22 protein-coding genes are annotated in these 20,345 nt (G+C 55.3%); 10 read left to right on the top strand and 12 right to left on the bottom strand.

Annotated features, from left to right (window positions below; all coding sequences use genetic code 11):
* Window positions 1-4: 4 nt before the first annotated feature.
* Entirely contained in the window at window positions 5-1,261 is a 1,257-nt protein-coding gene (locus HY298_20470) for a phosphoglycerate kinase (GenBank protein MBI3852639.1), read from the bottom strand.
* 107 nt (window positions 1,262-1,368) lie between these two features.
* The gene (locus HY298_20465; protein MBI3852638.1) at window positions 1,369-1,881 is read right to left on the bottom strand and encodes a DUF456 domain-containing protein; all 513 of its coding nucleotides are present in this window, start codon (window positions 1,879-1,881) and stop codon (window positions 1,369-1,371) included.
* 358 nt (window positions 1,882-2,239) lie between these two features.
* On the opposite strand from HY298_20465, the gene HY298_20460 reads away from it, so the two are divergent.
* From HY298_20460 to queD, 4 genes are all read left to right on the top strand, one after another.
* Window positions 2,240-3,352 (top strand): hypothetical protein, encoded by a 1,113-nt coding sequence (locus HY298_20460; protein MBI3852637.1) that lies wholly within the window; start codon window positions 2,240-2,242, stop codon window positions 3,350-3,352.
* 1 nt (window position 3,353) lies between these two features.
* Entirely contained in the window at window positions 3,354-4,619 is a 1,266-nt protein-coding gene (locus tag HY298_20455) for an MFS transporter (protein ID MBI3852636.1), read from the top strand.
* The gene (locus tag HY298_20450; protein MBI3852635.1) at window positions 4,616-5,977 is read left to right on the top strand and encodes a hypothetical protein; all 1,362 of its coding nucleotides are present in this window, start codon (window positions 4,616-4,618) and stop codon (window positions 5,975-5,977) included. Before HY298_20455 ends, HY298_20450 begins: the two co-directional genes overlap by 4 nt.
* Before the next feature lie 105 nt (window positions 5,978-6,082).
* On the top strand, window positions 6,083-6,442 hold the full coding sequence (gene queD / locus HY298_20445; GenBank protein ID MBI3852634.1) for a 6-carboxytetrahydropterin synthase QueD: 360 nt from the start codon (window positions 6,083-6,085) through the stop codon (window positions 6,440-6,442).
* Between the two features lie 132 nt (window positions 6,443-6,574).
* Here the strand turns inward: queD and HY298_20440 are convergent, their stop codons facing one another.
* The 3 genes from HY298_20440 to HY298_20430 form a co-directional block, all read right to left on the bottom strand.
* Window positions 6,575-6,916 carry a cupin domain-containing protein gene (locus HY298_20440; protein MBI3852633.1) on the bottom strand — a complete coding sequence of 114 codons (342 nt, stop codon included), beginning with the start codon at window positions 6,914-6,916 and terminating at the stop codon, window positions 6,575-6,577.
* Between the two features lie 12 nt (window positions 6,917-6,928).
* The gene (locus HY298_20435; GenBank protein ID MBI3852632.1) at window positions 6,929-7,693 is read right to left on the bottom strand and encodes a hypothetical protein; all 765 of its coding nucleotides are present in this window, start codon (window positions 7,691-7,693) and stop codon (window positions 6,929-6,931) included.
* A gap of 154 nt (window positions 7,694-7,847) precedes the next feature.
* Complete coding sequence (locus HY298_20430) at window positions 7,848-8,699, bottom strand: hypothetical protein (GenBank protein ID MBI3852631.1); 852 nt, start codon at window positions 8,697-8,699, stop codon at window positions 7,848-7,850.
* Between the two features lie 337 nt (window positions 8,700-9,036).
* Here HY298_20430 and HY298_20425 point away from each other — a divergent pair, with 337 nt between their 5' ends.
* The gene (locus HY298_20425) at window positions 9,037-10,290 is read left to right on the top strand and encodes a PQQ-like beta-propeller repeat protein (GenBank protein ID MBI3852630.1); all 1,254 of its coding nucleotides are present in this window, start codon (window positions 9,037-9,039) and stop codon (window positions 10,288-10,290) included.
* A gap of 279 nt (window positions 10,291-10,569) precedes the next feature.
* Here HY298_20425 and HY298_20420 read toward each other — a convergent pair whose 3' ends face one another.
* A complete protein-coding gene (locus tag HY298_20420; GenBank protein MBI3852629.1) occupies window positions 10,570-12,318 on the bottom strand; it encodes a hypothetical protein in 1,749 nt (582 codons plus the stop codon).
* 55 nt (window positions 12,319-12,373) lie between these two features.
* Between HY298_20420 and HY298_20415 the strand changes: the two genes are divergently transcribed.
* Window positions 12,374-12,745 carry a hypothetical protein gene (locus HY298_20415; protein ID MBI3852628.1) on the top strand — a complete coding sequence of 124 codons (372 nt, stop codon included), beginning with the start codon at window positions 12,374-12,376 and terminating at the stop codon, window positions 12,743-12,745.
* Entirely contained in the window at window positions 12,726-13,076 is a 351-nt protein-coding gene (locus tag HY298_20410; protein MBI3852627.1) for a DUF1501 domain-containing protein, read from the top strand. Before HY298_20415 ends, HY298_20410 begins: the two co-directional genes overlap by 20 nt.
* Here HY298_20410 and HY298_20405 read toward each other — a convergent pair.
* Genes HY298_20405 through HY298_20390 form a run of 4 tightly spaced genes read right to left on the bottom strand, consistent with a single transcriptional unit; the run spans window position 12,992 to window position 15,490 of the window.
* A complete protein-coding gene (locus HY298_20405) occupies window positions 12,992-13,507 on the bottom strand; it encodes a restriction endonuclease (GenBank protein ID MBI3852626.1) in 516 nt (171 codons plus the stop codon). The two genes, HY298_20410 and HY298_20405, sit on opposite strands and share 85 nt — an antisense overlap.
* A gap of 35 nt (window positions 13,508-13,542) precedes the next feature.
* Window positions 13,543-14,259 (bottom strand): hypothetical protein, encoded by a 717-nt coding sequence (locus HY298_20400; GenBank protein MBI3852625.1) that lies wholly within the window; start codon window positions 14,257-14,259, stop codon window positions 13,543-13,545.
* Window positions 14,260-14,261: 2 nt separating this feature from the next.
* Window positions 14,262-15,338, bottom strand: a complete 1,077-nt coding sequence (locus HY298_20395) for a site-specific DNA-methyltransferase (protein ID MBI3852624.1) — start codon at window positions 15,336-15,338, stop codon at window positions 14,262-14,264.
* Window positions 15,338-15,490 carry a hypothetical protein gene (locus tag HY298_20390; protein ID MBI3852623.1) on the bottom strand — a complete coding sequence of 51 codons (153 nt, stop codon included), beginning with the start codon at window positions 15,488-15,490 and terminating at the stop codon, window positions 15,338-15,340. The genes HY298_20395 and HY298_20390 overlap by 1 nt, the downstream gene beginning before the upstream one ends.
* Window positions 15,491-15,776: 286 nt before the next feature.
* Here HY298_20390 and HY298_20385 point away from each other — a divergent pair, with 286 nt between their 5' ends.
* From HY298_20385 to HY298_20375, 3 genes are read left to right on the top strand one after another with little or no spacing between them, the layout of a single operon-like run.
* Complete coding sequence (locus HY298_20385) at window positions 15,777-16,412, top strand: hypothetical protein (GenBank protein ID MBI3852622.1); 636 nt, start codon at window positions 15,777-15,779, stop codon at window positions 16,410-16,412.
* 26 nt (window positions 16,413-16,438) lie between these two features.
* The gene (locus tag HY298_20380) at window positions 16,439-16,705 is read left to right on the top strand and encodes a DUF1883 domain-containing protein (GenBank protein MBI3852621.1); all 267 of its coding nucleotides are present in this window, start codon (window positions 16,439-16,441) and stop codon (window positions 16,703-16,705) included.
* 26 nt (window positions 16,706-16,731) lie between these two features.
* Window positions 16,732-17,781 carry a hypothetical protein gene (locus tag HY298_20375; GenBank protein MBI3852620.1) on the top strand — a complete coding sequence of 350 codons (1,050 nt, stop codon included), beginning with the start codon at window positions 16,732-16,734 and terminating at the stop codon, window positions 17,779-17,781.
* An 81-nt stretch (window positions 17,782-17,862) separates the two neighbouring features.
* Here HY298_20375 and HY298_20370 read toward each other — a convergent pair whose 3' ends face one another.
* Together HY298_20370 and HY298_20365 are read right to left on the bottom strand one after the other, a co-directional pair.
* A complete protein-coding gene (locus HY298_20370; GenBank protein MBI3852619.1) occupies window positions 17,863-18,132 on the bottom strand; it encodes a DUF3892 domain-containing protein in 270 nt (89 codons plus the stop codon).
* A gap of 70 nt (window positions 18,133-18,202) precedes the next feature.
* Complete coding sequence (locus HY298_20365) at window positions 18,203-20,005, bottom strand: DUF262 domain-containing protein (GenBank protein MBI3852618.1); 1,803 nt, start codon at window positions 20,003-20,005, stop codon at window positions 18,203-18,205.
* Window positions 20,006-20,345: the final 340 nt, after the last annotated feature.

Here is a 20,345-nt window from a genome sequence, read left to right as displayed (position 1 = left end):
AATTTCATTTGTCCGTCAACGCCGCCACGCCGGGCAACACTTTGCCTTCCAAAAACTCCAGACTGGCGCCGCCGCCCGTGCTCGTGAAAGTGACCTGATGCGACAGTCCCGCCTGATTCAAGGCTTTCACGCTGTCGCCGCCACCAATAATGCTCTTGGCCCCGTTCTTCTGCGTTGCTTCGACAACCGCCTTTGCGACCGCGAACGTTCCCGCCGCAAAACGCGGGTCTTCGAAGATTCCCATCGGGCCGTTCCACAGGATTGTTTTGGCTCCAGCGATGATTTTACCGTAGGTCTGGATTGTGGCAGGGCCAATATCGACACCCTCTTCGGCATCGGCAATGTTCGGCTCTGTGTTGGTGCGTGGGTCTTGTAATTCGATGACCGGCTTGCCTTTCTTGTTCAACTTGTCTGTCTTGATCGGCGTGACCACGATGTTATCGGAGGGGAGCAGGAACTCCACCTTTTTGGCTTTCGCTTTTTCCAGAGCGGCCCTGGCCACTTCAATCTTGTCGGGTTCGACAAGCGACTGCCCGACTTTGAATCCTTGCGCCAGCTTGAACGTGTAAGCCATCGCGCCGCCGATAAGAATCGTGTCCGCCTTTTCCAACAGCCGATCAATTACGTTGATTTTGTCGGACACCTTCGCGCCGCCAAGGATGACAACAAACGGGCGCGCTGGATTTTCCAGTTCCTCGCCCAAAAAATTCAGTTCACGCTCCATCAGCAAGCCGGCAGCGCATTGACCGCCTTGACGCGCAACCACCTGCGCCACTCCCACAGTGGAAGCATGAGCGCGATGAGCGGCGCCGAACGCGTCATTCACGTAAACCTCGGCGACCTTGGCGAGTTGCCCGGCGAAAACAGGATCGTTTGTCTCTTCCTCTTTGTAGAAGCGGACGTTTTCGAGCAGCAACACATCACCGGGTTGCAACACGCCAACCGTCTTTTCCACCTTCTCGCCGATGCAATCATCAACAAACGCCACCGGTCGGCCCAGCATGTCGGCAAGTTTAGCGGCAACTGGACGGAGCGACATCGACGGCTCGCGTTGTCCTTTGGGACGACCGAGATGCGCCACGAGAATGGTTTTGGCGCCTTGCTTGATCAGCAGTTCCAACGTGGGTAACGTCTCCCGGATGCGCGTGTCGTCATTGATGATCATTTGACCATCCTTTTCTTCCATCGGCACGTTGTAATCGACGCGCACCAGGACACGTTTGCCGCGAACATTGAGATCATTGACCGTCAGCTTTGCCATAGATAAACAGGGGCGAGAGGATAGCGAAGCGGGCCAATGAGTCAAAGGCGAATTGAAGCGAATCGATTCACGAAGATTGCCAGGAAGGAAGTCGTCGCCCGTCACCTTCAGGCCGGAACTTGATTCAAACAACGCTGAATCACATCCCAGGTAAACAATCCCATCATCGCCACGCAACCGCCGAGCTTGACCACGGCGCCGCCGAGCAAGCCGAGCGTCGCCCCCAACCCGGCTCGGCCGGCCTCCTTGAATTTTCGTCCGGCCGCCATTTCAAACACAACCGCACCAATGAACGGACCGAGCAGAATTCCCGGCAGATTGAAGAAGATCCCAACCAACCCGCCTACCACCGCGCCGAGGACGCCGCGCCAGGTGGCGCCCAGTTTCTTCGCGCCATACATGCTGGCCAGATAATCGACCAGCAACGAAAACGCGGTGATCGCTGCCAGAATCATCAGCACCCAGTTTCCAGGTCCAGTCGCGCCGAAGTAAAGGCGATGACCGATGGCCGTGATCAAAACGAGCGGTGTGCTGGGAATGCCAGGCAAAATGCTGCCAGCCATACCCACGCACATCACCAGCAACGCGAGCGATAAACCGATGATTTGTTCGGCCGTCATAAAGCAACTTTACCAGCCTTGCGGCGTTTCGACTAAAAAAGTTTTGCGCTTGGGTCAAGAAGAGTGGGTTTTCGCTTTCATTTTTCCCGCTCGACATTCGGCATTCGACATTCGACACTTTCCACGGCTGTAGCGGAAAACCAGCCGGCACATGGATCAAAACCGCATGACAACTTGTACTACATTGTCGGATTTCGCCGCGCGCTGGCGCGAGTTCATTCATTCCCCCGAACGCGGAATCAAGTCAGAGCCAATCCACAACGCCGGAGCGCGGACAGCCTTGTCCGCCAGATGTCGCCCACGAGTTGACGTGCGGACAAGGCTGTCCGCGCTCCGCAGCGACTACGAATTCAATCAAATGGCGCTTACGCTTTTTGCACTGCAATTCACACACAACGCTCCCTATCGCCGGTTTTGCCAGGCGCGCGGCGTGTCGCCGGAAACAATCACCGACTGGGCGAACATTCCCGCGATTCCAACCTCGGCGTTCAAAGAATTGGAATTGACCAGCCTGCCGCCGGCCGAATGCACAACCATTTTTCATTCCAGCGGCACGACGGAGCAGCGGCCCAGCCGACATTTCCACGACGCTGAATCACTGGCGGTTTACGAAGCGTCACTGCTGTCGTGGTTTGCCGTACACCTGCTGACCGAGCGGTCAGTGGGACGGGTGAAAGTTGGTGGTGAACGACCGCCCTCACCCCGGCCCTCTCCCCCAGGAGAGGGAGCAGGGTCATCCGCGCACGAGCAATTCAAGAACAAATTCCGGATCCTGTCGTTGACGCCATCGCCGACGGAAGCGCCGGATTCATCGTTGGTGCACATGTTTGAAACGGTTCGGCGCGAATTTGGAACGCGCGATTCGATTTTCACAGGTCAAGTGGCTGGCGATGGCGCATGGTCGGTAAACTCAGAGAAAACAATGGCGGCTTTGCGCGAATCGCCGAAGCAACCGTTGGTTTTTTTGGGCACAGCCTTTGGCTTTGTTCATCTGCTGGATCATCTTGGCGAAAAACAAATTCCTCTGCCGCGTGGGTCGCGCGTTTTGGAAACGGGCGGATACAAGGGACGTTCGCGTGAATTGCTCAAAGCGGAACTGCACGCGCTCATCACCGAACGACTCGGCATTCCGCCAACCCACATCGTCTGTGAATACGGCATGAGCGAATTGAGTTCACAAGCATACGATCGAATTGCTGGTGGCGACGCAAACTCTAAACCCTCAACTCTCAACCCTCAACCTTGCTTCCGCTTCCCGCCGTGGGCGCGCGCGCAGATCATTTCTCCGGAAACCGGACACGAGGTCGGTGAGGGCGAAACGGGGTTGATTCGGGTTTTCGATTTGGCGAATGTCTGGTCGGTCATGGCGGTTCAAACGGAAGATTTGGGAGTTCGCCGCGGCGATGGTTTTGAACTCATTGGTCGGGCAAAGGCCGCCGAGCCACGCGGCTGTTCGTTGATGGCAAGTTAAAATGAATCCTGAGCGAAACCACAAAACGCGCACGCTTTGGTTGTCGGGGGTGCTGCACGCGTTCACGCACATTTACCACGTGGCGTTGCTGCCGTTGTATTTGCTGATCCAGGCGGACTTCAAACTGGCAAGCGTGGGGCAAGCCACGCTGCTGGTGACGGTGATGATGGCCGGCTATTTCATTCCGAGTTATCCGATGGGCATCCTGGCTGATCGCATTAGCCGCAAAAAACTGCTGGGTTACGGACTCGCGATCAATGGACTGGGTTTCGTCGGACTCGCGTTCTCACCAAATTATCCGTGCGCGGTTGCGTGCATGATTCTCTCCGGCTTTGGCGGCAGTTTTTATCATCCGGCGGCGACGGCGATGGTGGCGCGCTTGTTTCCCACGGGCACGGGCAAGGCCCTGGGGCTGGTCGGTGTCGGCGCCAGCATCGGTTTTTTCATCGGCCCGATCTACACCGGCTGGCGCGCGGCCACCGCCGGTTGGCGCGCTCCAATCCTGGAACTGGGATTGTTGGGAATCGTCGCCGCCGGACTCTTTGCCTGGTTTGCCGAGGAACAACCCGCGCCCAGAGCCGTCGAGAAAACCAAAATGCCGGAGGAGAAAATGTTTGCGACGCCGGCACTGTGGCTCTTCTTCATTGGGATGAGTTTCGCCTTCAGCATGCGCGACTTTGCCGGTACCGGCATGGGTAGTCTGGGGTCGCTGTTCCTCCAAAACGCTCGCGGCTTCACGCTCAAAGAGACCGGCCTGGCGCTGAGTTGCATCTTCATCGCGTCGGTGGTCAGCAATCCGTTGTTCGGGCATCTGAGCGATCGCGGACGCGTGCGCTGGACATTTCTGGTGCTGGTCATCGCCGCGATCGTGATGGCGGTCTTTCCCCATGTGCCGGGGAACTGGATCATTCCTGCGTTGCTGGTTTATGGATTTTTCTTCCTCGCCGGCTATCCCATGATCGAGGCGGCGCTGATGGAATCGGTGCCCGACGCCGTGCGCGGGCGTGTGTTCGGTTTTTTCATCACGGTGGGAGGGTTGATTGGCAACCTGTCGCACTGGCTGGTCGGCAAATGGGTGAAGGGATTGGGTGCGCGAGCCGTTGAACCGACCGCCTACTTTCCCATCTACGGCCTGCTGGCATTGTTCGTCGTTTTGTCGCTGGCGGGACTGCCCTGTCTGCACGCCATTCGCAAACGCGAAGAGCAGATCAATCCTGATGTCGGAGCGACGCCCGCCTCCGTTCTCCGCGCGCCTGATCCCCCATGAACCTGCCGAATTATTTCATGGCCGATTTGCCAGCGGAGGCAACGTTGAGCGCGATGCTGATCACCGAGGCGTGTCAAACGCTTAAACGCAATCGTGAGCGTTACCTTCAACACCGTTCCACGCAAACTTTGATCAAACTCTTGAGCGAGACGGGAGCAAACTGGCTGCGTGGGGATTATCCATTCCGCAAAATGGCGTTGGAGCAAGGGCCAAACGCCACGGGATTTTCGGCTCCCGTGTTGGCCGCCGGTCTGGATGCGTTTTTCCGGCAACTGACAAGCGAGAATCTGCAGGCGTTATTGATCCAGGAACTCGGTCACGCCCAACGGCTCGACAACTTGAGCGCGAACACCGAGGAACAGAAATCCAAACGCGCTGCGCTGGCGAATGGGCCTGAACTGCTCGTGCATATCGCCGCCGGCAACATTCCAAGCCCGACGCTGATGAGCATCGTGCTCGGTTTGTTGCTCCGCTCGGCACAATTCGTGAAGTGCGCCAGCGGCACGTCGCTGTTGCCGCGTTTGTTGGCGCATTCATTGTACGAGGCCGAACCGAAACTCGGCACGTGCCTGGAAATTGCGGAATGGCGTGGCGGAAACGCCGCATTGGAAGCAGCGCTGTTCAATGAAGCGGACTGCGTGACGGTTACCGGCAGTGACGAAACTTTGGCCGAGATCCAGTGTCACGTTCCCCCAAGAGTCCGTTTGCTGGGTTACGGCCACCGCGTCAGCTTTGGTTACATTGCGAGCGGAGCTTTGTCCGGGTTCAATACGAAGAACCTTGTGGCGCAAGCGGCGAGCGACATCGTGGCGTGGAATCAACTGGGCTGTCTTTCGCCGCACGTGATTTACGTCGGGCACGGCGGCAGCGTGTCCGCCGAACATTTTGCAGAATTGCTCGCCGGAGAACTGGCGCGGCGCGAGGAATCCGAACCACGCGGCCCCGTTGCCACCGAGACCGCCGCCATGATTGCGTCCCGTCGTGGCTTCTACGAAGTGCGGGCGGCACATTCGCCGGAAACGCGCCATTGGTGCAGCAAAGATTCGACCGCCTGGACGGTGGTTTACGAGGCCGATCCCCGCTTTCAGTTGTCCTGCTTGAACCGGTTTATTTATGTGAAGGGTGTTGCCAACTTGACCGAGGCGTTGCAATGCGCCGACAGTGTTCACGGAAAAGTTTCCACGGTCGGACTCGCCGCCCCGGAAGACAAAGCGCCGGAACTGGCCACGCAACTGGCGCGTTGGGGCGTGACACGGGTTTGCCCGCTCGGCCAAATGCAAAATCCGCCGCTGACCTGGCGCCATGACGGTCGTCCCGCACTCGGCGACCTGGTGACATGGACGGATTGGGAACAGTGAAGACGGAACGGAGTAATGGAGAAATGGAGTGATGGAGTGATGGATGAAGGACAGCTTATCCCATCGATCCAATACTCCAACACTCCAACGCTCCGTTTGATTTGTATGAAAATGGAATTACGAAAAACATTTCAGTTTGAAGCGGCCCACCTGCTGCCGCATCTGCCGAAGAAACATAAATGCCGGCGGTTGCACGGACACAGTTTTCAGGCAGAAATTGTGGTCGCCGGCGAATGCAATCCGAAGCTCGGCTGGTTGATGGATTATGCGGACATCGGCGAGGCGTTCAAACCGCTTTGGGAGCAGCTCGATCATCGCTACCTGAACGAAATTCCCGGTCTGGAAAACCCGACGAGCGAAAATGTCGCGGTCTGGATTTGGGAGCGATTGAAACCGAAGCTGCCGTTATTGACGGAAGTGATCGTCGCTGAGACTTGTACTGCGCGGTGCGTTTATCGCGGTTGAGGAATGAACTGATATCAATTGCCAGTGATTGTCGGTACAACCAGTCCATCGGCCCCTCCCCCCTTCCCCTCTCCCCATCGGATGGGGGAGAGGGTGTCCGTCAGGACGGGGGAGGGGTTGGCGTTTCCGGCCTCAATCAAACCACTCGTCTGCTTCGTCGAAGGCGGGGATTGGCACGTTGATGAGTTTCAGTTTTCCGATGGCGCGATGGCGACAGCCGGGCTTGATGAAAATGGCGGTCATCGGTTTGAGCGGAAACAACTGGCCGTCCAGTTCAATCTGCCCTTCACCTTCCAACACCAGATACAGCTCCGTCATCCGCTTGTGATAATGGGTGCGGGAATCTTGCTGGATCTCCACGAGGTGCATCGTGGCCACGGTATTGTCCGGCGCTGCAAAGGCGCGGCTGGCGAAGCCGCAAGGACACCGCACCGGTTCAATCTCGTCCAGTTGAGCAATCATGTAGTTGGCCATAACATTTCTCCTTCACGGTGTGTAAATCATGTTCGTTCCGGTGAGCGGGTCTTTCGGAATCGCTCTGAGGTAGTCAGGCACTAACTCCGCAATGCTTTTGGGCCGTCGGCCTTTTTCCAATTCGTAAGCGCGGGAGGCGACGTCAATCAGCAATTCTCGTCGTCGTCGGTCTTGAGTTTGAAACTTCTGGAAAGCTTTTTGTTCAGCCTGCTTTATCCCAACAAAGTTGAAAAAGCGCAGAATGCTTCCAACAACTCGTTGATAAAATGGGAATACGCGCCGAGAAAAGTCTCTCTCGTGCTCCATTATATCGCCAAATGATTCTCGATGCTTCTCAATGGTCTCCAAACTCTGAATAACGTCACGACATTCCCTGGCAGTAAGATTCGTCAGGAGGTTTTGTAACGGAGTCGAACCGAAGGCTTCACAAGCGATCCCGACAAGTTTGTCTGTCCAAACTCCACCGCGGCTAGTTTCCTGACCGAGTTGCACGCACTGCAGGTAAGCTCGCGCTGCTTCACTGTTTCGTCCTTCCATTTCAGCGAGTTCGCCATCCGCGAGAAGGGTAAAAGCCAGATGTCTTATCGCAGCCCGCTCTGGCGCGTGGCTCCAGAGATAATTTACTGAATACTCAATCGGAACGCGACATTCCTTGGTTAATCCAATTCGCACGAGTTCAAGCGGAGCAGCATCTTTGGTCACCACCACGCGAAGTTCCTCACGAGTCATGTAGCCGTAGCCGGATGCACCACCGGTCAATGCCAGCCCCGCCTTCACAAAATCATCGTAGCCGTTCGGCGACGGCAACGGCGCGCGACTTGGCGAACGCTTGACCGCTATTACCAACGAACCCAAGATCGCCACAAACGCCATTACCGCCAGAATAATGATCCGTTTCTGAATTTTCATGAGCGAGTCTGAGGAAGTTGATTCACGGTCGATAAACCATGTTTGTTCCGGTAAACGGGTCTTTCGGAATGGCTTTGAGATAGTCGGACACCAACTCCGCGATACTCTTGGGGCCGTGGCCCTTTTCCAGTTCGTAGGCGCGAGCGGCAAGCTGAATCATCAATAATCGATTCTGCATTTGCACGATTTGGATCTTCTGCTCAAATCTTTGCATGGATGCTTTGTAAGGGTTCAAGGTCCGAGTCAGCACCAAGTTCTGCACATAATAAAAAAGATACTTCACACCCAAGGTTCGACTCCCCCAATGTTTCTCCTGCTGCATGATTTCGTCAGCCGGTTCGCGGTTTTTCTCCAAAGCTTCCAGAGCTTGAATCACCTCGCGACATTGTTTGGCGTCCAGACTGGCCGATAAGCGTTTCAGAGGTACAAAGCCGACGTTTTCGCAAGCGATGCCCACCAACCCATCCAGCATCAACCCGCCGTGGCTAAGTTTCTGACCAAAACGCATCGTATCCAGATAAATTACCGAGGCGTCGTTCGTCCGGTGTTCGTTCTCGGCCAATTGTCCCTCCGCAACAAGGGTTTGTGCCAGCACCTTGAAGGATGAGAGTTCGGGCAAGTGCACTGTCATGTATGACTCAGTGTAAATCGTTGGCACGCGACAATAGCGACTCAAACCGACCCGCACCAACTTAAGCGCTTCCTGATTATCGCGGGTGAGTACTTGCGTGGCCTTCAGAAAATCATCGTAGCCATTTGGCGACGGCAACGGTGGACTTGGCGGAAGCTGGCGTGATTTGAAGATGAGCAAGCCCATCGCTATCAAAACTCCGGCGACGACCAGCAGCGTTAGCCACCATTTGCGGGTTTGCATTGGATTTCAGGGCTTGCGCATCAAACTGTGATTGAGAAATGCAAGTGCTACGGTGCTGCGCAGCGTATCTTTTCCGTTACCTACATTCCAACCTATAAGAAAAGCCATCGGCGCTGCAATGAACACACGCTTTGAGGTTGCTCAGCGCGTCAGAGCATGCACGGAAAAGCCGTTTGGCGTCCCGGCTTTAGCCGGCAAGCACGACCGACGCACGCCAAAGCGTGGACATAAACGGTAGAATCCCCCTCGCCGTCGTATTTCCGTACGCGCTCTTAGAAAAGTTTTGACGCCGCGCGGTGCCGGGGGACAATAATTCGCCGGCAAACATCCAGTCATTATGAAACGATCGTTTGGAATTCCGGCTGTTCTCGTGTTGGCAACCGTTGTGTCGGTCGGGGCGGGCGACTGGCCGCAATGGCGCGGGCCACAGCGTAACGGGATTGCCCAGGAAACCGGCCTGCTGCAAGAATGGCCAAAGGACGGCCCGAAGCTGCGGTGGCAGATCACCGACGCCGGCAGCGGCTACTCGACGCCCGCCGTGGTTGGAGATCGGCTCTATCTGTTGGGGAACGCGGGACTCGACAATGAGTTCGTGCAGGCGCGCGCGGTCAAGGACGGCAAACGAATCTGGCAGACACGCCTCGGCAAGGTGGGCAATCCAAAACAGGACCCGAATTATCCCGCGGCCCGCTCCACGCCGACCGTGGCAGGAAAGGTTCTCTATGCGCTCGGTTCGGATGGTGATCTGGCGTGTCTGGAGTCGGGCACGGGCAAAGTGCGCTGGCAAAAAAATCTCCGCACGGACTTCGGGGGCAAACCCGGCGAGTGGGCTTACGCGGAATCGCCGTTGATCGTCGGCGATGCGCTCGTATGCACGCCGGGCGGCAGCAATGCCACGTTGGTGGCTTTGCGGAAGAAAACGGGCGAGCGGATCTGGAAGTGTCCCGTGCCGGGCGGTGATGAAGCCGCATACGCCTCGGCGATTATCGTGGAGGATGGTGGCGTTCGGCAAATCGTCCAGTTCCTTGCCAAGGGTCTGGTCGCTGTGAACGCGAAGTCCGGAAAGTTCCTCTGGCGTTACGACAAATCCGCGGGGAAAAGCCCGGCGGTCATTCTCACGCCGCTGGCCGACGGCGCTGACATCTACAGCGGCGCGTATCGCGCGGGCGGTGCGTTGACCAGAATCGCGAAGAAAGACGGCGTGTTCGAAACCGAAGAAAAGTACTTCTCACCCAAGCTGCCCATTGGCATCGGGGGCGTGGTGAAAGTCGGCGACTACTTTTACGGCTCGACGGCTCAGGCGTTGTTGTGCGTTGAATTCAAAACCGGCCAGATCAAATGGGAGGAACGCGCCACTCCGGCCTCGTGGTTGGTGGCGGACGGTCGCCTTTATCTCCACAACGAGACCGGAGACGTGATGCTGGTTGAACCGTCGCCGGAGGCGTATCGCGAGAAGGGACATTTCACGCCGCCCAACCTGCCGGAGCGCGGACAGTCCAAGGCCTGGGCTTATCCGGTCGTGGCCAACGGCCGGCTTTACATCCGCGACTTCGGCTCCCTTTGGTGTTACGACGTGAAGGCGGCGAAGTAGCAGTGGCCTTAACCTCGTAACAGCAATTGCCAGAAGTCATCTCCGAGAAAATAAGTGAGCGGCGCTCAAGCGCACGCACTCCAGACGCTTCGCGAATGCTGATGGCGGTTAAACCTCGCGACACGTCTGGTGTGCGTCCGATTTATCGGCGCTTTTCATTGGTCGCTTGGTGCCGCCTATTCCAAAATCTAGTCTGGGAATCGCTCTGGCGTCGCGTGTCCCTACGCGATCGTCCGCTGAGGTCCGCGCCCACTACATCACGACCGTTGTGAAGCTGCGCTACTTCACAGGGGCCGCCATCCCGATATCCGTGCTCAGTTTTTTTGCCGCCTCGGCATCCACCCATTTCACCAGTCGGATAAAATTGAGCAAGGTGGGACTGTCGGATTTGGCCTTGAACATGTTTTTCAGGCTGTTCACGACTTTGATATAGGTGGCCGCATACTTCTCATGCGTGAGCCGCATGACGTAGGTTCCCATCATCGCCTGGGCAATCGGATCGGTGCTGCCATCGGGAAGATAGGGCAGTTGACAAAAGATTCTGATCAGCGAAATCGCGTCCGCTTCGATCAGGGTCATCCAACTCTGCCTGATTTCGTCTGATTCGTATTTTTTCCGCAACCGGTCGCGAATGGCGGCGGCGATGGCCGCGGGTTCATCCCGGCCCGTAATCATGGCTTTGATCCGGCCCCAGGCCATCTCCCGCTCCATCTCCGCCGTGACGTGGAGCGGTGCCTTGGCCTCCTGCTCCAGCCCCGTGAGACCCAACTCCTTCGCGAGCGCCCGACCCAAGGCCTCCGCTTCCTCCCGCCGAAGCTTGTCAAAATCCATGAGGGCATGCACCACGCGCCGTTGCGTGTCGGGGTGAAGCAGGCGCAAAACAGCCGCCAGGGTTGGTGGTGGCGGCGGTTTTTGGGGCGACGGCAGGAGATGTTTGACGAACTCCGGGATGATTTCATTTTGGGTGGCGGGGCTTTTGGCCAGCCGGAGCTTGAGCACATACCGCAGCGTTTTTCCCGCACGCCCGGTTTTGCCGACGTTGTTCGCGATCATCAGACGATGCTCCGGCCTGGTGACGAAGGCCAGCAAGCCCTCCGCCTGAAGAATCAGTTGTTCATCCAGGTCATCTTGCGCGCCCGGGACAACCAGATGTTCAATCAGCACAGGTAATCGCTGGGCAAAGACGCCCTCCGGCGTTTCGGTATTCTGGTTTTCATAATAATGAAGCAACTCAAGGAGGAACGACAGTTTGTAGAAAGCGTTCTTCTGCGCGCGAGCCGGCTCACCTTTACTGCGCTGAATGCGCTGGTAAAGCGCCAGCAGGCCCGCTCGTTTGTCCGGCAGCAGGGCGGTGTTTTGTTGAAACAACGCTTCGAAATCATTTTTAAACGTCAGAACTATCTCTTCTGATTTTGGACGCGGATTCAGTTTTGGATCGGTGGTCATGTCATTGAAGAAGCTCAACGCTTCCTCGCCAAATTCCCTGACGATCCGCTCCCGCGCCACCTGCCCTTTGACGAAACAACGATTGGCCCGCACCACGGCCGGCGAAAAAAACAACTCCGGTTTCTCGACCAGCGACCGCAACATGGCGGTTTCCAACGGCGTATCCAACTGGATCAATTCATCAACCGCCGGTTTCAAGGCCGCCACAAGGTCACGCTTCGTCTGGTCCAGCGCCTTCAGAATCTCTGGCTGGGGCAAATCGGCGTCGGCTTTGCCCTTGGCCAGCGTGGCGCAGATTTCGCTGACGTTTTTGTTGTGTTCCACCAGTTTGGAAACGATCACCCCGACGTCATTGATGGGCAGTTTGCTGACCATGCCGGACAGCAGGAGCACCAGTTCGCTGTGGGATTTTTGCCGGTGCTCGATGACTCTTTCCAACAGGAAGCGCAGCGCCTTGTTCTCTTGTTCGAGCGCACTGCGCTCGGCTTCCAGTTGACCGACCCGCAGCTTCAACTCGTGCCAACCTTGCTGTATTTCCTCGACCGAGGTTACGGGTGATTTCGAACTCACTGTCTCTGTCATGCCTGACTTTCCCCGATGACCACGCATCTTTCCACCCTTTTTTGAGCGGCGGAGAATGTGGGGCAAGGAGGCGACGGTGGCGCATGATGATTTCAAACAACTGGTGCGCGACATCACGTTGCAAATCGCCGCGGGCCATCCGTTTGTCGTGTCACGCGACCAGGTTGACCCGGGGTTGCTGGCCAAGGAAAAAGAAATCGCGGCGGAACAGGTGAAGAACAAGCCTCCCCAAGCCATCGCCAAGATTGTCGAAGGCAAACTGGAAAAATTTTACCAAGGTTATTGTTTGCTGGATCAGGGTTTCGTAAAACGAAATTCCGAAGTCACGGTCAAGGAACATGCCGCGTCCGTGGCCAAAAAACTGGACGACGAAATCGCCATTCGTCGCTTTGTCCGATTTCAGGTGGGTGAAAGTTTGGCGGTTTGAACTATACGGACTCGGCCTGGCTACGGTCGAGAATCGTGTCAGTGTTCCGGACTGGCACGCCATCCTGCTCCACTTGCTGGGCTTGAAGCACGACGAATTGTTCGTCGAGGAGCACGGGTTGAAAGAAAAATTAACCGGCGTGAACGAAGCTCGAATCGTGAAGGAGATATTGCTGGTGGTGGGGTTTGCAATGTTGGCGGTGTCATTGATACTGAATTTGATTGTGGCTGTAGGGAACTGGCATCTTTATTCAAGGGTAGAGCAGGTTGAAACCATTCTCGGATTGGTGGGCTTTTCCAGCGTGAGGAGGATTCCGCCCGCCGCTTTCTGATTGTTCACGTCGCCGAGCGACGTCGCCACGTCATTCCGCTTCACGCCGCCGCCTTTGACCTGCACGATGATTTTGCGCCGCTCATCCTTGGACTCGTAGAAATACAGCAAGCCGTCCACGCCGCGATCCGCGCCCTTGCCGTCGCCTTCCTTGAGTGGACGCGCGTCAATGAGCGAGAGCGCCCAATGCTGGAATTGGAACTTGTCCAGTTCCGCCAGCCGTTGCGCGCTGGCGAAATCCGTGGGCTGACCCTTTTCCTCAAATTGCAATTCCTCGCCGAACGCATCGCACAGGCGGCGTTTGATGAAGTTGATGGCGAGAAACGTGACATCAATGCTGATCCACTGGCGACCCGTCTTTTGCGCTGCGTGAACTGTCGTGCCGCAACCGCAGAACGGGTCAACCAACAGGAGTCCGGTGACTTGGTTCAATGACCGGTATTTGTGACAAAGACTCCGCTTGTCGGTCAACTGTGCTGCCGCTTGTACGCGTCTCTAATGGCTTGCAGTAAAGCATTCGAGCGCGCTTCATACTTCTCGAATTCTTTCATGTTGTCTCGTCTGATGTGCAGTTGTCCCTCTCCTGTATTGCCCCGATGCTGGCCAGTCGAGTAATATTTGTTGCCTGAGACTTCTTTCGATGCCAAGACCCAATAGCGAATTCTATCCCGCCAGACCCCCAGCCAGATGAACACGTCACAGCAACCTGGTTTCACCTGCTGGAAATTCATGTCAAAGTCCTTTGTCGAATCGTTGGACAGGGCTTTGACGTAAAGTGGCTCCGTGGTGTCGAAATCCACCGCGCGGGAAGCCTTAACCTCAATCTTGATATTGCTGTCCAGAAAGAAATCGTATTCTCCAGAATAGCTGGGGTCCAACTTCTTGCTGGGCGACACCATGTCAGGGACAAGTTCAGACAGATGCCCTTGTGCCCAAGACTCCCCGAAGCCCCGTGGCGCACCGATCTCGAAAATGTAAAGAAACTTGTTCCTGGCAATGTAGGCGTCCCGCAGTTCGACGTAGTCGTTAAAAGTCAGTTTGTCGGCGCCCAGTAGTGCCGAGATGACATACTCATACTCATTAAACGGATATACTGAAACGAGACTCTCCAACTTGGACCGGAAATTCTTTTCGTTTGGCAATGTGGCAATAAGCCGGTCCAATTCTTGTTTGAGCTTTTCCACAATCAAAAAAAGCTGGCTTGCATTGCTGGTTCCGCCTTGGGCTTGGGCCGCCTCCCGCGTTGCCGGGTAGGTTCCAGCGTGGTTGGTTTTGTCGGCGCGATCACCACTGGTTCCTTTCCGACAGGTTCTTGTTCAACCGGCTCAAATTGGACAGGAAGATCGTGCTCGAATGCGTGAGTGTTCTGCCAGCCCAGCCGACCGGTCTTGCGGTAATGCTCAAGCCGCCTGATGGTGATTTCGCAAAAGACTGGATCCGTGTCGATGGTGAAGCAGCGTCGCTTCAAAATCTCACAGGACAGAAGTGTGGTGCCCGAGTGGGCGAAGAAGTCCACCACGAGGCCGCCAGGGTCCGAAGATGCTCGAACGATGCGGTCAATGCACTTCAAGGGCTTTTGTGCGTAGCACCCGTTGACGTTTTCGTCCATCCGGTAGAACACTTGCTGAATGTCGACCCACACGTTGCCTGCCCGGATGTTCTCCGATTTGCTACGCTGCATGTTCTCAGTGACTTGCCCGTTGACCTCTTTGTAGTAGCCGCGAAGAATTTTAGGGATGTCGGTGTATTCGGCCTCGACGTTGAAAATCGGGGTGCCCTTTGTATAGTAGAGCAGTTCCTGACGGACGGCCATCCAATTCTTCTGCGTCCCGTAGCCGCGCTGGTTTCGCATTGTGATGAAGCTGCGGGTTGCTACTGGTAGGGACCTCATCATAATCATGAAGTCGGGCAACGGTTGGAAGCCCTCCCTTTGGTCTGCACCCAGCCAGACATACAGGGAGGCGTTCGGAGCCAGTGATTCCAGCGTACGCTGCACCCACCGCTTGCACCATGCAATGAACTCGCCGACAGTCCTTTCCTTGAATGCGACAAGGTTGTAGGGCGGGTCCTGAATGGCCAACTCCGCCTTCTGCCCATCCATCAACGCTGCAATATCGTCAGGGTTCGAAGCGTCCAGACATCCCACCGTGTGACCCGATATGGGGTCTATCCAGACTGCCCCCGGCTTGAGCCGGCAAAAAGGTAGCAGCATGGCCCGAACGTCGGGTCGCTCGTCTAACCGTGGTAATGGATTGTTGGCCATCATGAGGGACATCCTTCCGCCGCCTTGTGGTAAGAACAAGAAAGTATTTGAGCATTTTGAGGGTCGAGATAAACGAGGTCAACGCTCTCGTCGGGAAATTCCTTGGGGTCGCGCAGCCAACCCAGATTGTCGCCAAAGAAAAGCCGGTTCATGTGCAAGATGTTTACCAGACGCAGTTAACTCCGGCGAGGAAGATTTCCGTTTTCCCAATCCCTGCGATATTGATCTGTCAGTCTGCTAATCCGTCTGCCTCTTCGGGTTAGTTGCGCGCAATTGCTTTCGACAGGCCGGGACGTTAAACTCCGTGCATGGCGAAGAAAGCCGACCCCGACCAAAGCCTACAGCCAGGACGACGCCACGGGCTTCATCCGGCTCAACGCGCTGCGCCTGAAAGTCGCGGCGAAGGTGCAGAGAAAGAAATGAAAGGTAATTCCGTCTATGAGTCAGCAAAACCTGCGTAATGAGTTTCTCGACACGCTGACACATGTTGGCAACGTTTTAACTACGGTCACTCAAAACACAGGTCCGGCTGGATTTCTTGCTGAAACTGATCTGCACTTGCTTGCCGAGGGTCTGTTCCTGTCCGCCTGGACTCACTGGGAACAATTCACGCATTACGTGCTCGTTGAAGACCTTGCTACCAGTGTTACATCTAAACTTCACTGCGAGATTCAACAGTTTCGCACAGCGGATGCGCCTTGGCGTCTCGCGAACCAACTCCTCAACCATCCAGATCATCCACAAAGATTCATCGAGTGGTCGGATTACGCGGTTATCGTATCGCGGGCAAACGAATTTCTTGGCGCAGGCAACCGCTTCTCCGCGACACCGCTCCCGCGCCGAGGCGATCTTGATTTACTCAAACGCGTTCGCAACGCCGTTGCACACCGAAGCGATGCAGCGTGGGACAGCTTTCTCCGTTTATGCCAGGGCAAACCTTTTTCAATACCGGCACCCGCAATGACGAACATCACACCCGGCAGCTTCTTGGTCGCACACAATTGGAATGGCCAACCTGTGCTGCGTGACACCATTTCGTTGCTCGACGCTGCGGCGCGTCATCTAGTCCTCTGACGAAACACCAAACAAATATCACAATTATGTCTGACCACTTACAAAAAAGACTCTTCCTAAAAGACGGCGAAGTTGTTGAGGTTGATTGCGACACCCAAGCCAATGTCACTCTCATGGACGATTCCGATTACTCAAACTACAAAGCAGGACGTTCTCATCATTACTACGGTGGCTTCTTTACTCATTTCCCAGCGCGTCTGACTCCTCCTCATTCGGGCTATTGGAACGTCGTTCTGGATTTAGGCGGCGGCAAAGCCACCATACGCCATTCCATGCGAGTTATTCAGCCGTGACGGTTAACTCAAAAATCAGGTAGTGCATGTCGTTTGAGATGTTTCAAGAAGGAGCGCCTCTGAAGGCCAAGAAAACTGGCCGAGACCAGTATTCCATGAGCGTCTCGATTCCCAAGGATGAAGACGGGCGAGTCGCTCGTGAGTGCCCGAATCAAGAATGTTCTCCCGGCTATTTCAAAGTCACACTCGGCACGGGGATAATCGGCGGCCAAACTGTTGCATACTGCCCTTATTGCCAGAAAGCGGCTGAGCCGTCTGATTTTCACACGAAGGAGCAGATTCGTTACGCCAAAGACTTGGTAGCGCGCGAAGCAAAAATCGGAGTTGAGCGGATGTTGCGTGAGTCGCTTGGCCTCGGTCATTCGGGAAAGAAGCGGCTCGTGGACGGACTTATTTCTGTGGATATGGAAATAAAATCCAATCCTCCGCAAACTGTCCGAAGACCGAATGAAGATATTCTGCAACGAGACCTTGTGTGCCCCCACTGCACACTGGATCACTCGGTGTATGGATTTGCAGTTTGGTGTCCCGACTGCGGTAAGGATATTTTCACGACCCATATTCGAGGTGAGATTCGCGTCATCGAGGCGATCATTGGTGACGTAGATAGAAGAAAGCAGGAACTCGGCGCGCGGGTGGCGGCCCGTGATCTGGAAAATGCGCTCGAAGATTTGGTCTCCATTTTTGAGGCGACTCTCAAAATTGAAATCCGCCGCCACCGGAAGGCCAACGGGGACAGCAGTGATGAAATTGATGCGGCAATGAAGAAAATTGGCAGCCGCTTGCAATCGGTTTCAAATGCTGCTTCGATTATCCCTGAATTCTGTGGCGGTATTTCGTTGTTCGCTGCTGGTTCTGCGGACGAGGGGAAGCTAGACCGCGTATTTCAGAAGCGTCATCCAATCACGCACAATCTTGGTGTCGTGGATCGAAAGTATATCGAAAGAGTTCGTTCGGGCGAGGCTGAAGGAAAAGAGGTGCGCGTCGAGAAGAATGAAATTCTGGAGACTGCCCGAATCACTTACTCAGTTCTTTCAGAATTCCACAGCAAACTTTTCCCGGCTGGGAGCATCTGAAATTTGGCGCGCGACTGGATTTGCCGGAATAAAAAGTGGCCTCCGTTTCCGAAGGCGGCTTTCTCGACTAGGACAATCATCTCAGCATTCTTTAACATTCAACAGATTGTCATCTTTCGTATCATCCGCACGAGTCTTCACATATTTTGTTCCCAGTCGTTCGGCTGGGATAAGTGTCGCTGTTTCACCCGCACCTTCCACGATTATTGAACCGGGTGATGCCGTCACTTTGTTGTATGCTTCCAATCTCGTGTATTTCCTCCATCCATCTGTCTGGATTTCAGTGATACAGCGACAATCCGAATGGAGATGTGCCTCTCCTTTGACAATACATGTAACTTTTTCTGCCATACTTCACCTTTCGTTTGAGGCGAGTTCCACTTCGTCTCGTATTGTGACCGTAGAGTCCTTGATGCGTCTTTCAAAGGCTGAAATAGTATTCCCGCATCTTCGCCGCCATCAGGCGGCGCCGTTCGCTCAGGAAAGTTTCGTATTCGTTGAGTTCGTAATTAACGATAGATTCAGGAACGGCGTTCATGCGGAGATTGGAGGTCAAAACTTCCGTTGAGTTGATGCTTCCGAATTTCAAATCGCCACCCGCGCATTGTTCACGCAGCCCCTCGAAGTATTCCTTCGGCGCGCGGTTGCCGAGGCGGATGTTGATCTCTGATTGCATGTAGGCGTAGTTGGCGATCTGGTTGTAGTCGGCTTTGCCAAGACCATTTTTCTTGAGGTAGTCCTTGGGGAAAATGTGGTGGATGTCGCCTTTGTGCGTCACGAGATCGTGAACGGAGATTTCCTTGGACAAGAAGCCCTTGTCGCCTGATCGAATCTGCGCGGCCAGGAAAACGAGAAAATTGGGATTGCTGGCGACCGAAGTTTGCAACGCCTGGACAAGCGACGCCGACCAAAAGGCTTCCGAAAGCTCTGCTGCCTCGTGATCGCGCAGCACGTCATCAATGTTTCGCGTGGCGACCTGCTTGATATCGAAATCGAATGAAGATTCCGGTGAGCCACTGTATCGCCCAGTGAGGATGCTCATGACGAACCACCGGGGCACAGCGCTTTCGATCATTTGTGGAGGCACGTCGGCTGCCCGGAGCTTAAGGAACAGAATGTAAGCGAAGTTCACGGCGTTTTGCGAGCGGATCAAACTCGAGTCCACGAATCCCGCCGCGCGCAGGATCATGATGAACCGCTTGAAGTTTGTTTCATTGCTGAAGTTTTCAACTCCTTGCCGCAACCGCGCGAATGATTGCTCGGCAATCGGTTCTTCAAAGGTCTTCGTCTCAAAGTTACGGCCTGAGAGCAGACTGACCAAGTCAGAAAGCTTGCCGCGCTGGAATTCTGACGTGAAGGCCACGCGCAAAACGTCCGAGTACCCTGGATCGTAAAGGTCATCGTTCTCGTGCCGCAGCCAGGCCATGCGCTGAAAATCGGGCGTGGCGGCAAACTCTGGATCGCAGTCACGAATCTGGTCGTAGAACTCCGGGGCTATTGCAAGGTGGCAAAAGTAATCAATGCACTTTCGCAGATGCGAGCCCTGATATTCCTCGTTGGCCGCGATCTTCGACATGGCGAAATCGGCCTGGCTCAACATCACGCCCTTGGAATTGATTCGGACGAAAATCTCCGTGACGGTTTCGATGTCGAGGTCGGCGTCCAGTTCGATCAAACCAATCTGCTTGCCCTTAACCTGCTGGAGGCGCTGAACACGGTTAAAAACTTCCTGCTGCGAAATGCCAGCATTCTTGGCGCAGTAGTCGCCGACGAGTTTGAAGATGTCCAACTCCGTGCGGAACAGTTCTGCGATGTCTGGTATCCAACTGGAATCCTTCAGGATGGCCGGGTTTTGCACTTCGAACTGTTTCTTTAAGGGATTGAAAGCAATGTTGATTCGCACGCGGCGGTACTCCTTATCCACGACGCGTTGGCCGAGTATCGCGGCGGTGAGGGCCGTCACGCGCTGTTGTCCGTCAATCAGCACCTTCTTCCCTTCAGACACAGTGCCATCCTTCAAACGGATATTCGGGTTCTTCCACGCAATCAGGTAGCCGATAGGAAAGCCTTGGTAGAGCGAATCCATCAAGTCGCGAACGGCGCTGGCGTCCCACACAAACGGGCGTTGAATTTCGGGAATGGCGATCTCACGCGACTGAATCCACGCGAGGATCACTTCGATGTGGTACTGGTTGACGGAATATTTCTGGGACGGGCTCGTCATAGGCCATGATCTTGCCGCCGGATTGTCTAGGTTGGCCAGCAAGAAAAAACGGCGGCCTCCGCTTCCGATGGCCGCCTGTGAATTTGCTTGATCCGTCGCATTATGCGCCGACGGTGACTTTTTGAACTGGACTCCCATTGGCTTTGGGCGAGCCTTTGTCCAAAGCTACAATCGGTATTCGCGCGTCTCAGAGGTGTTGGCCACGGGCAGGTCATCACCTTAAGGCTTGACCGTTTGAGCCGCACTCAGCATTTTCGCCGCGTGCCGAGAAAATTCTGCTTTCTCTTTCTGTTGACCACTTTCGTGGTTGCCGCGTTCGGCGCGGAACCGCAACGCTCGG

The organism is Verrucomicrobiota bacterium (assembly GCA_016200005.1).
Lineage (GTDB): Bacteria > Verrucomicrobiota > Verrucomicrobiia > Limisphaerales > PALSA-1396 > PALSA-1396.
Note: the sequence above shows the minus strand (reverse complement) of the source record. Positions and strands in the feature narration are given on the sequence as shown.